We start from the raw sequence: 13266 nt of genomic DNA on the forward strand, positions 1-13266 counted from the left end.
AAAAAATTGGAACAAGCAACTTATAAAAAAAAGGTATTTGTATCAAGTATAATAATTTGCTTGATTGCGAAATGTGCTTTTTAATAGACAATTGTTTTATTTGATGAGAAGATTTATGATTATGCATCCAAATTGTACCATAAACTTATCCTTAAATTCCGAAGCCGGGAATAACCATAAAATGAAAATTACAGAAAAATCAGAGCTTTCAGAGTCCGATAAAATTCAGCTTATTCAATTATGGAATAGTGAATATCCTGAAAAATTAATTATTAAGGATCTGGCTCATTTTGAGAATTACCTCAGGACTTTGGAAGATCAATCTCATATACTGGTATTTGATGAAGATCAATATGTCAAAGCATGGTATTTCGATTTTATCCGTGATGGTGAAAGGTGGTTTGCCATTATAGTAGACTCACAATGTCAGGGACGGGGACTTGGTTCTGATTTACTGAATAGGGCAAAAGAACGACAAAACATTTTAAATGGCTGGGTCATTGACAATGATTCGGAGATTAAGAAGAATGGACATCCGTATTTTTCACCAATTGATTTCTATTTAAAAAATGATTTTAAAAAATTGCCTGGCATCCGACTGGAGCTTGACAAAATTTCTGCTGTAAAAATCAGATGGGTGAAATTTGATTAGTAGCCCAAAAGGAAGTTTGAAGCCTTGGAAAATAAATAAAATCCAGCCATAAATACAGCATACTGCATCTTAGACTGGATTAGTGACATGTAAAAAACTTTATTAACTCTTCAACTCTTCCAGGTCTTTAATGATTTCTTTCATTTTGGTTATCAAGCTACCATATATCACTTTAGTAGATATGCTATATGATAGAAGTAAAATTACTGATTGAAATACACAAAGAAAAAAGATTAAAATTATTACAGGTTTTAAACCGTTTTTCTGAATTAATTGCTGAATGGGATCTAATGAACTTAAAATAAAGTAAAATATTGGAGCCAGGAAAATTGGCAATACGATTCCAAGAAACACTTTATAAAATTTCATAGTTGATTTGATCCATTTCATAAAGGATTTGAGATAAACTAATGGCTCATTTGTCAGGTCTATCTTATCTGCTTTTTTAATCATCCAGCTGTTTAATCCAAAGATCGATAATATCACAATAGCGCCATAAATTCCTTCTAAAAGGTAGTCATATACAAACCCGATTATAATAACCACAGCTGCGGTAGCTATTAAAGACCAATTATCAATCTTTAAACGACGCATCATTTTATCTACAATCATTTCAGACTTTTTTTCATAAAGACCCACTAGCTTTGGAGCTAATAATTCATTGTTTGCAAAAGCATTTTTCCAGGTGTTTTCAATTGAGTTTTCCATCGATAATTTTTTTTAGTCGTTCTTTAATTCGTTTTACACGGACACCTACATTGTTAGCATTCAGGTTGAGTACTTCACCAATTTCTTTATAAGATTTATCCTCGAGATAGAGCAATATCAGGACCCGGTCTACATCTTTTAGTTGCTTAATGGCACTATATAACATCTGGACATCTTCATTTTGAAATGCATCATTGCTTGTTTCAAGGTTTAAATTTTCAGGAAATGCCCTTTCTACTTTTTTCTTTTTGTCTTTGCGGAAAAGAGTCAGGCAGACATTTAATGTTATTCTGTAAATAAATGTTGACCATTCAGAGCTACCACGGAACTGTGCTCTGCTTCGCCAAATTTGTAAACATACTTCCTGATAATAATCTTCAAAATCAGATTCAGTGTCTGTATAAGCCCGGCATATTTTGATTATGATACCGGCAAAGGGTAAAATCTCTTGTTGGTAAAAATCTCTACTCACGTTACTAACTATTAGGTTTACCTGGTTAGTGGCAAAAAATGAAAATCATTACACCCAATTTGATTTTTTTTTAAAATAATTTTAATTCAGTTTATGATTTATCGGATTGGACTTTTTGTTTGTGGTTTAAATTCCTTCATACACATTTAATGATAAATAAGCATTTTAAAAACGTGGATTAAAATCTGCTTGATTTAAGTGGGTTTAAAGAATGTCATCTCCTTCGAAAGATTTCTTTTGATTGAATTTTTTCAGCTCGTGTAACGTTGCCCATAGTCCAACAGAGAACACCAAAAGAAATATTCCTGCCAATGGAACAATTAATGCCTCTTTAATGCTACTGGCAACAAGCGACGGTTGAATATCTCCGGCAGCTTCAATCAGTTCAAAAGCAGCTCTGACTTCATAAACATATCCACCAAGGCTTAATAAAAGTACCATTAGACCTAATACCCAAATTAATCTTATACTGATATTGTCACTATTGTTATTCCAGATTTTCCACCCCTTGAAAAAAGCGGTTAATAAAATAATAAAAGCAATGGAGTAAAATGGAGTTGAATAAGGACCTAGTTCGCTAAAAAAATTCATAATATTTGAATGCTATAAAAATAGTATTTTGTTTAAACCTAATTTTAACATTTTCTCTTCAATCAATAAAATCATATCCTGAAATGTGTAGAATGAGATTGTAAAAATAAAGGGATGTGATATAATTTCACATCCCTTTTGATTTAGCATCAATGAAAATTTTATTCGACCATTATTCGTTCAAATTTTGAAAAATATACCTCATTGGTATTAATCATACTATTGGTAAGGGTCACTTTTACATTGTTCAGACATTCTTCGACAGTAAGAATCGTACCAATGTTTGGTAAAACCATCCCTTTATTAAGGTCATTGGCCTGAACATACTGGACAATTTTGTTAACTGTTTCTATTCTCGGTCTTTCGGCTAAAGAATACATACACGATCTTTTTGTTTCTATAAATGTATAGGTTAAGACCGGTTTTGGTAACCAATTGTTTTACTTCATTCGTCGAAAAATGTCTAACTAAATGACAATCAGCTAAATATTTTTAATTGTTTTTTTTCCTGCCGGGGTTACCTCCCTTATGATGTTTTTTTCTTCTGAAATTCCGCTGATTTTTTTCTTTATTATGGTGCTGATGACGCTTGCTGAATTTACGTTCCGGTTTTTTACCATCCTGTTTCTTTTCAGGTTCTTCCTCACCGTCAGGTCTTTCATATGGATGACCTTCTATAACTGTTACTTCCTGCTTAATTAACTTTTGGATGTCCCTCAGGTAGGCTTTTTCATCTCTATCGCAAAAAGATAAAGCTATACCTGCCTTATCAGCTCTGCCGGTTCTTCCAATTCGATGAACATAAGTTTCCGGTACATTAGGCAGGTCGTAATTTATTACTAATTCAAGACCATCTACATCAATACCCCTTGCAGCGATGTCTGTAGCAACCAATACTGATGAGTCACCTTTTTTGAACTTATTCAGTGCATTTTGACGAGCAGCCTGTGATTTGTTTCCATGGATTGCATCCGCCTCGATTCCAGCCTGATTAAGTTTTTTAACTATCTTGTTTGCTCCATGCTTAGTTCTTGAAAAGACCAGAGTAGATTCTTCAGAACCCTCTTTTAGTATATGTAAAAGGAGGTTGTTTTTATTCCGCTTGCTAACATGGTAAACTTTTTGGGTAACCTTTTCTGCTGTTGGCTTTTCAGGTTTAATAGTGATCTGCTCCGGTTCACCAAGTATTTGCTGGGAAAGTTCCACAATAGGTGGTGCCATGGTTGCAGAAAAGAATAGAGACTGTCTTTTCTTAGGAAGCATTTTGATGATCTTTTTGATGTCATGGATAAAACCCATGTCAAGCATCTGGTCAGCTTCATCAAGCACAAAATATTTTATATGATCAAGAGAAATAAACCCTTGATTAATCAAGTCAAGAAGACGGCCTGGTGTTGCAACAAGGATATCAATACCATGATGCAATGCTTTAGTTTGAGCACCTTGTTTTACGCCACCAAATATTACTGTATGCTTTAGGTGGGTGAATTCACCATAAGCAGCGATACTTTCACCGATCTGAACTGCAAGCTCACGTGTTGGCGTAACTATCAACGATTTTATTTTTCTTTTTCCCTTTCCAGGAGAAGGTTCATTTTCCAGGTGTTGCAATATTGGAATAGTAAAAGCGGCTGTCTTACCAGTTCCGGTCTGTGCACATCCTAAAAGATCTTTACCTTGTAATAAAACAGGAATGGCTCTTTCCTGTATTGGGGTAGGGTTAGTATATCCTTGCTTATTCAAAGCATGAAGAATAGACTTGTTAAGCCCTAATTCATTAAATGTCATATATTCTTAATTAGACTGCAAAGGTAGTCCTTTTACCTTAGATTTTCGCCAAAAGTAGATTATCTAAATTTTGACTGAATTTATATATAAAATAAAAGCATGGAGTATGCTATACCCCATGCCTTAACAATAATGAGAACTGATGCATTAAAGTAAATTCAATTACCTGTTTATTTAACGATTGAAATTGTATATCAGTATAAAGAGATCAAAAATTTATGATATCTTTTTATTGTGTCTCAAATTATATTGCGTTTTTAAGTATTTCCCGCCATGTATCACTATGTCCATCAAGAAAATGACCTTTTCCAGGTAAAAAATGAAGATTAAAATTCTTTTTATCAGGATAGTAATTTTTAACAGGGTCTATTGGTGTTAAGGTGTCATCTATGCCATGCCAAATTTCAACTGGTATTTGTATATTTCTTGGTTCGAATCCCCATGGTTTTGATAGCAAAGATGGTTCTGTCGCTCCTTCATTTGCAGATTGTCGCGTGGCTTCTTTCATGTTAATTAATATAATATTACCTGCTTCTTCCTTTTGAATGAGTTCACGGTCTGAAGGGCATAGGTGTCCAACTTGAGACTTAACTTTGTGAATGTATTTATCAGGATCCTTAGATATCATTTTTTTACCTTTATTTAAAATCCATTTTGATAGAAAAGGAAAATGTTTTGACAGGAAAAAGGCACTTCTGTTTTCAGCACACATTTGTTTGGGAGGACGACCGTTAATAAATGGAACGATTGAACTTAATGCTGATGATTTGATTACTCTGTCCGGGGATCTATATGCGCAAGCCAATGAGTAAACTGATCCGCCGGATATTCCAAGCACAGCATATTTATGTATGTTCAGGTGATCTGCAAGGGCATTGACGTCATCAGCAAAATCTAATATACTCCGCCCTTTTACCGGTGTAGATAACCCATAGCCCGGCCTGTCGACCGTGATTAATTTTATGTTCTGTAGTTTTGATTCATCATCATCTTCTGTAAACCACAACCGTGATCCGGGAGTACCATGAAATGCGAATACCGGGCTCCCGTTGGGGGCTCCATAAAAGGCATAACCAATTTTTCTGCCTGAAGGTAAATTAAATATCAGGTTTTTATTTATAGTTTTATTACGATTAATTTTTTCAGTTTTTTCCATTTTTATTCTTTTAAATCTTTTTTAATATGACTGGAGGATTTTTTGGGCTGTTACAAGATCATCGTGGAAGGAAAACTTATCGGTTATTTTTCTCGCACTTAAAGTGGATTCAGTAATCCTGAATACTTTAAGATCCTGGATCTTATCTTTTGAAAAAAGATTTTCCTCGAGTGAATTTTTCAGCAAAGAACGCGTTTGAATAAGGCTGACATTTTGATGGACAATTATCACTGGCTGATCTTTATCTGTATCCTGTTCCAGCACTTTCAAAAGGTTAATCAGATCACCTGGAGCAATGCCAGAATATTTTTTAAAAGTTCTGATGAAAGTCTCATAATTATTGAAGCCGGTATCAAATGCAATTTCTCTAACCGGAGCTTTTGCTCTTATCAGCTCAATGCTTTTGCTGATTCTGGTCATTTCCAGGTATTTGGCCGGTGAGTATCCGGTTTGATTTTTGAATAATCTCCGAAAATGGACAGGTGAATAGCAGGCAATATCTGAAAGAATATTGATGTCAGGATCTGAATCAAAATTGCTTTCAATATATTTTACTGCATTTAATATGTTTTCATCAGTTAACATATTGTAAATATAGGAAGCTGAATCAAATTGGTTATGACGATTTTAATCAAATGATGATTATTTTTTAAAGTTCATTTGCCCAGGTAAAACCTTCCTGATTTGCATGGTCGACAGGAGTTAGCCCATCTTTATCTTTAATGTCTTTTTTAGCCCCTTTTTCCACTAAAAGTTTTGCGATTTCCTCCTGACCGTATTTACAGGCAAAGGTCAGGGCTGTATCACCATTGGCATTTTGTTTATTTAAATCCGTGCCTGCATCAATTAAGGTTTCTGCAATTGATTTTAATCCCTTAAAAGATGCTCCCATAAGTGGGGTGTTTCCGGCAGCATCAACTGCATTGACATTAGCACCGTTATCCACAAGCAGTTTAACCATTTTGTCCTGATCAAAATAAGCTGCCATTACGAGAGGAGTAAAACCTCGTTCGTCTATATGGTTTACTATTTCCGGGTTATCATTTATGCATTGTTTTGCCAATTCCTCATTTCCAGAGCGGATAGCATTATTGAAGTCGTTTAAATCCATAGTCATTATTTTAAAAAGTAAAAACTAATAATAGGAACTATCTAATAAGATAATGGTTTAAACGGACTTTTGAAAAATCAGGGAGGATTCAACTTAGTATAAAATAAAAAAAGCCGGTAAATGTATAAGATACCGGCTTTAAATTTATGCGTCTACCAGACCAAGTTCTTCATAGGATATTTTATGTTCTTCTGTTGCTTTAGATCCTTCTTTCACAACTTGGGTATCTGTCCATTTGTCGTGCCACCCCTTATCTCCAAAGAATGAAAGTGGTTCGAAGGGAACAAATCTGGAAAATGTTCTTCCCAGAACTTTACCAAAAGTTAAACTTCCCTTTTCAGCGATAACTTTTGACCCCGTTATCATTTTACCAGGTGTTCTTTTAAAAACAGATTCAAAAAATAAATAGTATAATATTAGGGCTACATATAATGAGATTTGAAATATTAATTCCATCGATTCATAATAATAGTCAAAAAAATGAGAGCTGGGAAATAAGTTAGATACCGCAGGAGCACCATAAAAGGAAATTATTACAATATCCATCAGGTAGTTCAGGAATCGTGTACCTTTACTCACAGATCCTTTCTGGCTATGTGAAATAACTTTATTGTCATTTAGCTCATTTAATTGCTTAATCGCTTTGAATGCTATTACTACAAATAATATATTCCTAATAAAGAATGGTATCCAGGACCATCCAACCTCTGAGTCTGAATCAAATATTAAACCGAAAATAATTACTAGCGGCATATGAACTACACCCATTCCGGCTGTTATTAATATAATAGAAAAGCATAGTCTTAGTAAGTTTGATTTGGTGCCATTCGAGTTTTGATAGATTAACGCTCCTGTAAGAATGAGAATCCAGAATAAAATAGCTGCTAAATTGAGATATCCCATACCAGAATCATTGAATATTGTAAATATGCTTGTATTAGGTAGCCAAACATCCACGTAAGGAGAAAACCAATAAATCATTTGTGTAAGAACTGTTCTTTCTTCCAGAGGGACAGAAAAAAAATAAGAATACAAAGAAGTAGCCAATCCGATTATTCCTATAAAAAGTGCTATGGGTACAATAGGAAGTTTATTAGATTTCATAATTAAAAAGTTGGTATAAAGGTGAATACCAGTTTAATCAAAAAGGTAAACAAAAAAAGCGACTGAAATTAATCAGTCGCCTCTTAGCAAAGCAATCAATAAGACTAATCTTTAACCAAATCAATTGAGAGCCTGCCGTATTGGTCATTAGTATCGTTAGCCCCTATATTATAAGTATAAAAACCATTTTTCAGAGGTGTTTCGCCAACGTAATCAATGGGCTGTATTGTATATACGTTACCATTAATCTCTAGTTCCACAAATGCATATCTATAAGCAATATCAAATTGATGATATTCACTTGTATTACCACTGTTTAAATCCTGAAATTTTGTATCGTAAACTACAATGTTTGTGTAGTCATATTTGCTGGTATTTTTCAATCTTATATTAACAGTTTCCGGGCTTTCATCTTCATTACATGCTGGCAATATAAGTAATATGACTAAATAATAGATGAAATTTCTACTCATTATTATAAGTTTTTTTACTTAAATAATCGTGCAATAATTGTACCAGTTAATTTTTAGTCGAATGCCATTTCGAGGCTTTTTTAATTTTGTAACCGACGTTTAGTTCAAGAGATGTTTTGGTCCCCTTCCAAAAGCCATAGTTGTGTAATAAATTGTGTGGGAATTGGTATATAATCTCAATATTAAAATTTCTATTTTCATACCCTAGTCCCAAAGCAGGAGTGAAATTATAATCAGAAGTTTCAAGAACTGTTCCTGATTCATATTGAATGGTAGATCCCAGTCCAAGTTTGATTACTGCTGCTGCACTTAAAAAAATAGAATTGTTGGATGAAAGTGGAATGTGATACCTTCCTCCCATGAGCATCTCTACTGAAGTGTATTCTAGTTTAATTATCTGATAACTATTTTCTCCCTCAAAATTCACCCATGAAAAAGTAGGTTCAATAAACATAGCCCCCTTGTTATTAGTGAAAGGTAGTTTATATGAAATATTTATTCCTAACCGATATCCAATCGTATTCTGATATGAAATAAGCCTGTTATTATTTGCAAGGCTATTCTCTACGTCTAATGACGATATTGTAATACCCGGTCTGATGCTAATTTCTATCGGGGATAATCTGTGTTTCGTTTCTCTTTCATATACTTTAATAGGCTCTGTAAACTTCAGGTTATATTTGGTGAAATACTGAATTAAATCTTTTTCTCTGTAAAGGATGTTGTTATAGTAATTAACCGATAAATCATTGTTTTTCAATTCTCTCCAGAGCTGCCTGCGGTATTCATCATTTTCTTTTATCTGTCTTTCATTAGCCATATATTTTTTATAAATAAGGGGTTTAATATCCCCATTACCATCTGAAAAATAAAATCTAATAAAAGATTTACCTTTTTGATATTTGTAAAGGTTAGCCTTTCCTTCAATTAATACCTGAAGCATCACTTCCTCGGTTGAAAAATCAGGAGCTTCATCAAAATTCAGTTTATTTGTTTCCGAACTAGACTTATCTACCTTAACAGTTTTGAATATCATCTTTGCCTCCGAACCAATTCCAATTTCTCGAATATCTTTTGTTAGAACCTCTCTTAGATTTTGGGAATCAGGCAGTTTAACAGTTATCGATTCGGGGGGGTAATCCCAGAGAATATCTTTGATCAGAGCGTCAAAACGTTGTCCTTCAGAGTTTATAAAATAACCTTGTTTGAAATCTTCCTGAGAAAAACCTAAAAAGCTTACAATCAGAACAAAAAAAGTGGTGCAAAAGGGTTTCATAAAAAATATAGTTGATAATTGCTGGCAAAAATATAGTCCTTTTTAATTAACCCAAAATAACAATGCTAATTTTCGATTAAAAAATAGAGGTATTGGTTTTAGTCGTAAATTTTTCTAAAAACTTCATTGCTTTATACGAATTTCCTCGATTATTCAGTCTTGGACTCCAAACAGCGATACTATATTCACCGGGTAGAACTGCTGCAATTCCTCCACCTACGCCACTTTTTCCAGGTAAACCGACTTTAAATGCGAAATCGCCTGCTTCATCATAAAATCCACACATTTGCATAATAGCATTCACACGCTTGGCCTTACTGGGTGTCAATATTCTATTATCTGTTAAAGGATCCGTACCATAATTTGCAAGGAATAAAAATGCTCTGGAAAGTTCTCTGCAGTTCATTTCTACAGAACACAAATAAAAATAAAAATCAAGAACTTCTTCGGGATCATTTTCAATGTTGTCAAATGATTTCATGAAATGCACCAGGGCAGAATTTCTTTCACCAGTAGCTTTTTCTGATTCTGCTACTTGTGGATTGAAATGAATATCTTCAGACTGGGCCAATTCTCTGACGAAATTGATAAACTCTTTTTTCGGATTTTCCAGGTAACTGATCAAAATATCTGATACTACCAGCGCACCGGCATTGATGAAGGGATTTCTCGGGATACCCTTTTCATATTCTAACTGTACCAATGAATTAAATGGCGATCCTGAGGGCTCTACTCCAACGCGATTCCAAATACTTACCCCTTCATTTTTAAAGGCCAGTATCAATGAAAAAACTTTGGCGATACTTTGAATGCTAAATTTTTCGCTGGCATCTCCAAAATCATAATGCTGATCAGTTATATCTGTCAGGTGGACACCAAATTTATCAGGATCAATATGTTTAAGTTCAGGTATATAATCAGCTACCTGACCCAGATCGTTCATGTCAGTGATCTCGTCAGCTATCTCTCTGAATATTTTTCTGTAGTCAAACACCATAGTTCCTGTTTTTGGCGCAATTTAAGATGCCTGAATTCATTTGGAAACCTTTGTGAGGGATATTCTAAATTATATTTAAGTAGGTCAGTCAAACCTATGTAATTTATAATTTAGGTAATACTATATTGAAAATATATTAAAAGGATGCTTTTTGTATTGACAAGAGTGTGATTTCACTTTTATAGTACTACCTTTGCACCCTTAAAATTTAAAAGGCTCGGAATCAAGCGATAGGGTGATCGTTTTTTCGGGTGAGGGTGTTAAGCCTTTTAAAAAAATATTTAAATGAAGAAGATTTTTAATTTGTTCGACCTGAGGCAAAAGGTTAATTATCCAACAGAAATATTATCTGGTTTGACAGTAGCTCTTGCTTTGGTGCCGGAAGCTGTAGCTTTTGCCATGATCGCTAATTTGTCTCCATTGATAGGTCTTTATGCTGCATTTGTTATGGGGTTGGTGACGTCTATTCTAGGGGGCCGTCCCGGGATGATCTCAGGAGCCACAGGAGCAGTAGCGATTGTTATTGCAGCTCTTGCGATTTCTCACGGTGCCGAATATGTTTTTGCGACTGTTATTCTTGCAGGGATAATCCAGATATTGGCCGGAGTGTTCAAGTTAGGTAAATTCATGAGGTTAGTTCCCCAACCTGTGATCTTTGGTTTTGTAAACGGACTGGCAATAATCATCTTTATGGCTCAGTTGGGGCAGTTTAAAAATGATTCAGGAGATTGGCTTTCCGGAATGGCACTATATATGAATTTAGGATTGGTGTTGATCACTATGTTTATAATCTGGGGCCTACCAAAATTAACAAAAGTATTTCCTTCTTCTCTTGCCGGGATATTAGCTGTGTTTGGGTTGGTGGCAGCCTTCGGAATTGATACAAAAACAGTCGGTGATATAGCATCAATTGAAGGTGGGTTTCCTCCATTTCATATTCCCGATGTTCCTTTTAATATGGAGATGTTAAAATTGATTTTCCCTTATGCGCTGGTAATGGCGGGTGTGGGATTAATCGAATCTTTGCTTACTCTGAATATTGTTGATGAGATCACTCAAACTCGTGGACGAGGCAACAAGGAAGCTGTAGCACAGGGTACTGCAAATATATTATCGGGTATGTTCTCAGGTATGGGAGGATGTGCTATGATCGGCCAGAGTTTGATCAATATCAGTTCAGGAGCTAGAGCAAGGTTATCTGGAATTGTAGCTGCCGTAATGTTACTTGTTTTTATCATGTTTGGAGCCGGAATAATTGAGCAATTGCCAATGGCAGCGCTAACCGGGGTGATGATCATGGTAGCTATCGGAACGTTTGAGTGGGCAAGTTTGAGAACCTTCCGAAGAATGCCTAAATCAGATGTGTTTGTAATGGTACTGGTAACTTTAATTACGGTATTCCTTCATAATCTTGCGTTAGCAGTATTGATTGGAGTGATCATTTCAGCATTAGTTTTTGCTTGGGACAATGCTAAAAGAATCCGTGCCAGAAAGCATATCGATAATGATGGTGTTAAACATTATGAAATTTACGGGCCTTTATTTTTTGGTTCTGTGAGTGTGTTTAATGAAAAATTCGATGTGAAAAATGATCCTGATGAAGTGATCATTGACTTTGCTGAAAGCAGGGTTGTGGATCAATCAGCAATTGAGGCATTAAACAAGCTAACGGAAAGATACCAGAAGGAAGGTAAAACCATCCATTTGAAGCATTTGAGTGAAGATTGCAGAAAACTTTTAAATAATGCCGATAAGTTGATTGACGTGAACGTTTTGGAAGATCCGACTTATAAGGTGGTTGTTGATAAAGTAGAATAATCTTTTTTGAAGATAATGAAATATACGATATATAAGCCGGAATACAATTCCGGCTTTTTTTATTCAATTTCTTTCCACCAATTGTTTTGAGGCTTATTTATTTCGGTATTAAATACTTCTCCGGGTGAAGGAATATAAAATGGTAGTCCTTTCAGAGCTGCTTCTTTTGTAAACCTCTTCACCGGATCCTTCCAGCTATGAAGTGCTAAAGCAAATGCACCCCAATGTACAGGTACAGCGAGTTTTGATTTTGAGACCATAGCAGCCTTTACAGCTTCTTCTGGATACATATGAATCTGATGCCAGTGTTTATTGTATTGACCACATTCCATGAACCCGATGTCAAACGGGCCCATTTCTGCTCCTATTTCTTCAAAATGATCATCATAGCCGCCATCACCGCTCCAGTAAATTGAATGATTTTGAGATTTAATTACCCAGCCTCCCCATAATGATTTTGCCCGATCAAAAAGACCTCTTCCAGAAAAATGACGAGACGGAGTAAAAGTCAACTCAATTTCTTTGAAGATGATTTTATCCCACCAGTCAAATTCAGTTATTTGAGAAGAGGGAATGCCCCAGCTTTCTAAATGTCTGGAAACTCCTAATGCCACCATCCAGGTTGAGCACTTACTTTTAAGCTTTGAGATACTGTCAAGATCCAGATGATCATAGTGGTCATGAGTGATCAGGATTGCATCAAAATCAGGCAATGAATCTATAATTAATAACGTGTCATTACTGAATCTTTTGGAACCAAAGGGAGAGATTGGAGCTGCATCACTACCAAACATCGGGTCTATTAAGAGCTTGATGCCATTGATGTTGACCATTAGCACCGAATGACCATACCAGATAAATTTAGGATCTTGTTCCGACGAATGAAATGTTTCAAAATCAAATGTATTTACTGCTATTGGTTTTTCGGGTCTTCTTTCTTTACGATTTGTGAAATTTTGCTTTAATAATTTAGGTATAGTGGATAAATTAATATCCATGGTCGTTTTAGATTGATTTATAAATTTATCGCCATCCCAGTTATCAGACTGCTTAAACTTTTTGAGATCTTTATCTCTTACCGAATTACCAAATTGCGATAGTTTGATCATTTATCTTATTT

At 34.9% G+C, this 13266-nt stretch carries 15 protein-coding genes; 2 read left to right on the top strand and 13 right to left on the bottom strand.

The genetic code is table 11. The annotated features are described in order from the left end of the window. Positions 1–181: 181 nt before the first annotated feature. The gene (locus tag OO013_RS05215) at positions 182–652 is read left to right on the top strand and encodes a GNAT family N-acetyltransferase (RefSeq protein ID WP_266055628.1); all 471 of its coding nucleotides are present in this window, start codon (positions 182–184) and stop codon (positions 650–652) included. A gap of 102 nt (positions 653–754) precedes the next feature. Here OO013_RS05215 and OO013_RS05220 read toward each other — a convergent pair whose 3' ends face one another. The 12 genes from OO013_RS05220 to OO013_RS05275 all read right to left on the bottom strand — a co-directional run bounded on the left by OO013_RS05220 (position 755) and on the right by OO013_RS05275 (position 10328). Then, entirely contained in the window at positions 755–1360 is a 606-nt protein-coding gene (locus OO013_RS05220) for a hypothetical protein (RefSeq protein ID WP_266055629.1), read from the bottom strand. Continuing rightward, on the bottom strand, positions 1344–1832 hold the full coding sequence (locus tag OO013_RS05225; protein ID WP_266055630.1) for an RNA polymerase sigma factor: 489 nt from the start codon (positions 1830–1832) through the stop codon (positions 1344–1346). Before OO013_RS05225 ends, OO013_RS05220 begins: the two co-directional genes overlap by 17 nt. A gap of 204 nt (positions 1833–2036) precedes the next feature. Further along, positions 2037–2423, bottom strand: a complete 387-nt coding sequence (locus OO013_RS20330) for a hypothetical protein (protein WP_439651820.1) — start codon at positions 2421–2423, stop codon at positions 2037–2039. Positions 2424–2584: 161 nt separating this feature from the next. Continuing rightward, entirely contained in the window at positions 2585–2803 is a 219-nt protein-coding gene (locus tag OO013_RS05235) for a hypothetical protein (RefSeq protein ID WP_266055631.1), read from the bottom strand. A gap of 112 nt (positions 2804–2915) precedes the next feature. Further along, positions 2916–4211 (bottom strand): DEAD/DEAH box helicase, encoded by a 1296-nt coding sequence (locus OO013_RS05240; RefSeq protein ID WP_266055632.1) that lies wholly within the window; start codon positions 4209–4211, stop codon positions 2916–2918. 244 nt (positions 4212–4455) lie between these two features. Beyond that, complete coding sequence (locus OO013_RS05245) at positions 4456–5367, bottom strand: alpha/beta hydrolase (RefSeq protein ID WP_266055633.1); 912 nt, start codon at positions 5365–5367, stop codon at positions 4456–4458. 21 nt (positions 5368–5388) lie between these two features. Next, a complete protein-coding gene (locus tag OO013_RS05250) occupies positions 5389–5952 on the bottom strand; it encodes a helix-turn-helix domain-containing protein (protein WP_266055634.1) in 564 nt (187 codons plus the stop codon). Between the two features lie 64 nt (positions 5953–6016). Continuing rightward, positions 6017–6478: an ankyrin repeat domain-containing protein gene (locus tag OO013_RS05255; RefSeq protein WP_266055635.1), complete on the bottom strand. Its 462-nt coding sequence runs from the start codon at positions 6476–6478 to the stop codon at positions 6017–6019. 144 nt (positions 6479–6622) lie between these two features. Continuing rightward, entirely contained in the window at positions 6623–7582 is a 960-nt protein-coding gene (locus OO013_RS05260) for an RDD family protein (RefSeq protein ID WP_266055636.1), read from the bottom strand. A 104-nt stretch (positions 7583–7686) separates the two neighbouring features. Beyond that, entirely contained in the window at positions 7687–8055 is a 369-nt protein-coding gene (locus OO013_RS05265) for a hypothetical protein (protein ID WP_266055637.1), read from the bottom strand. 46 nt (positions 8056–8101) lie between these two features. Continuing rightward, positions 8102–9331, bottom strand: a complete 1230-nt coding sequence (locus tag OO013_RS05270; RefSeq protein WP_266055638.1) for a hypothetical protein — start codon at positions 9329–9331, stop codon at positions 8102–8104. A 76-nt stretch (positions 9332–9407) separates the two neighbouring features. Next, a complete protein-coding gene (locus OO013_RS05275; protein ID WP_266055639.1) occupies positions 9408–10328 on the bottom strand; it encodes a glutaminase in 921 nt (306 codons plus the stop codon). Positions 10329–10613: 285 nt separating this feature from the next. Between OO013_RS05275 and OO013_RS05280 the strand changes: the two genes are divergently transcribed. After that, entirely contained in the window at positions 10614–12146 is a 1533-nt protein-coding gene (locus OO013_RS05280; protein WP_266055640.1) for a SulP family inorganic anion transporter, read from the top strand. Positions 12147–12205: 59 nt separating this feature from the next. Here OO013_RS05280 and OO013_RS05285 read toward each other — a convergent pair whose 3' ends face one another. Next, a complete protein-coding gene (locus OO013_RS05285) occupies positions 12206–13255 on the bottom strand; it encodes an MBL fold metallo-hydrolase (protein WP_266055641.1) in 1050 nt (349 codons plus the stop codon). Positions 13256–13266: the final 11 nt, after the last annotated feature.

It is taken from the genome of Mangrovivirga halotolerans, from assembly GCF_026241165.1.
Taxonomy (GTDB): domain Bacteria; phylum Bacteroidota; class Bacteroidia; order Cytophagales; family Cyclobacteriaceae; genus Mangrovivirga; species Mangrovivirga halotolerans.

Bases quoted from the DNA above. Each gene is read 5' to 3' on its own strand.
- OO013_RS05275 (WP_266055639.1), bottom strand. From the start codon at position 10,328: ATGGTGTTTGACTACAGAAAAATATTCAGAGAGATAGCTGACGAGATC.
- OO013_RS05270 (WP_266055638.1), bottom strand. From the start codon at position 9,331: ATGAAACCCTTTTGCACCACTTTTTTTGTTCTGATTGTAAGCTTTTTA.
- OO013_RS05235 (WP_266055631.1), bottom strand. From the start codon at position 2,803: ATGTATTCTTTAGCCGAAAGACCGAGAATAGAAACAGTTAACAAAATT.
- OO013_RS20330 (WP_439651820.1), bottom strand. From the start codon at position 2,423: ATGAATTTTTTTAGCGAACTAGGTCCTTATTCAACTCCATTTTACTCC.
- OO013_RS05260 (WP_266055636.1), bottom strand. From the start codon at position 7,582: ATGAAATCTAATAAACTTCCTATTGTACCCATAGCACTTTTTATAGGA.
- OO013_RS05285 (WP_266055641.1), bottom strand. From the start codon at position 13,255: ATGATCAAACTATCGCAATTTGGTAATTCGGTAAGAGATAAAGATCTC.
- OO013_RS05255 (WP_266055635.1), bottom strand. From the start codon at position 6,478: ATGGATTTAAACGACTTCAATAATGCTATCCGCTCTGGAAATGAGGAA.
- OO013_RS05245 (WP_266055633.1), bottom strand. From the start codon at position 5,367: ATGGAAAAAACTGAAAAAATTAATCGTAATAAAACTATAAATAAAAAC.
- OO013_RS05220 (WP_266055629.1), bottom strand. From the start codon at position 1,360: ATGGAAAACTCAATTGAAAACACCTGGAAAAATGCTTTTGCAAACAAT.
- OO013_RS05265 (WP_266055637.1), bottom strand. From the start codon at position 8,055: ATGAGTAGAAATTTCATCTATTATTTAGTCATATTACTTATATTGCCA.
- OO013_RS05215 (WP_266055628.1), top strand. From the start codon at position 182: ATGAAAATTACAGAAAAATCAGAGCTTTCAGAGTCCGATAAAATTCAG.
- OO013_RS05240 (WP_266055632.1), bottom strand. From the start codon at position 4,211: ATGACATTTAATGAATTAGGGCTTAACAAGTCTATTCTTCATGCTTTG.
- OO013_RS05280 (WP_266055640.1), top strand. From the start codon at position 10,614: ATGAAGAAGATTTTTAATTTGTTCGACCTGAGGCAAAAGGTTAATTAT.
- OO013_RS05250 (WP_266055634.1), bottom strand. From the start codon at position 5,952: ATGTTAACTGATGAAAACATATTAAATGCAGTAAAATATATTGAAAGC.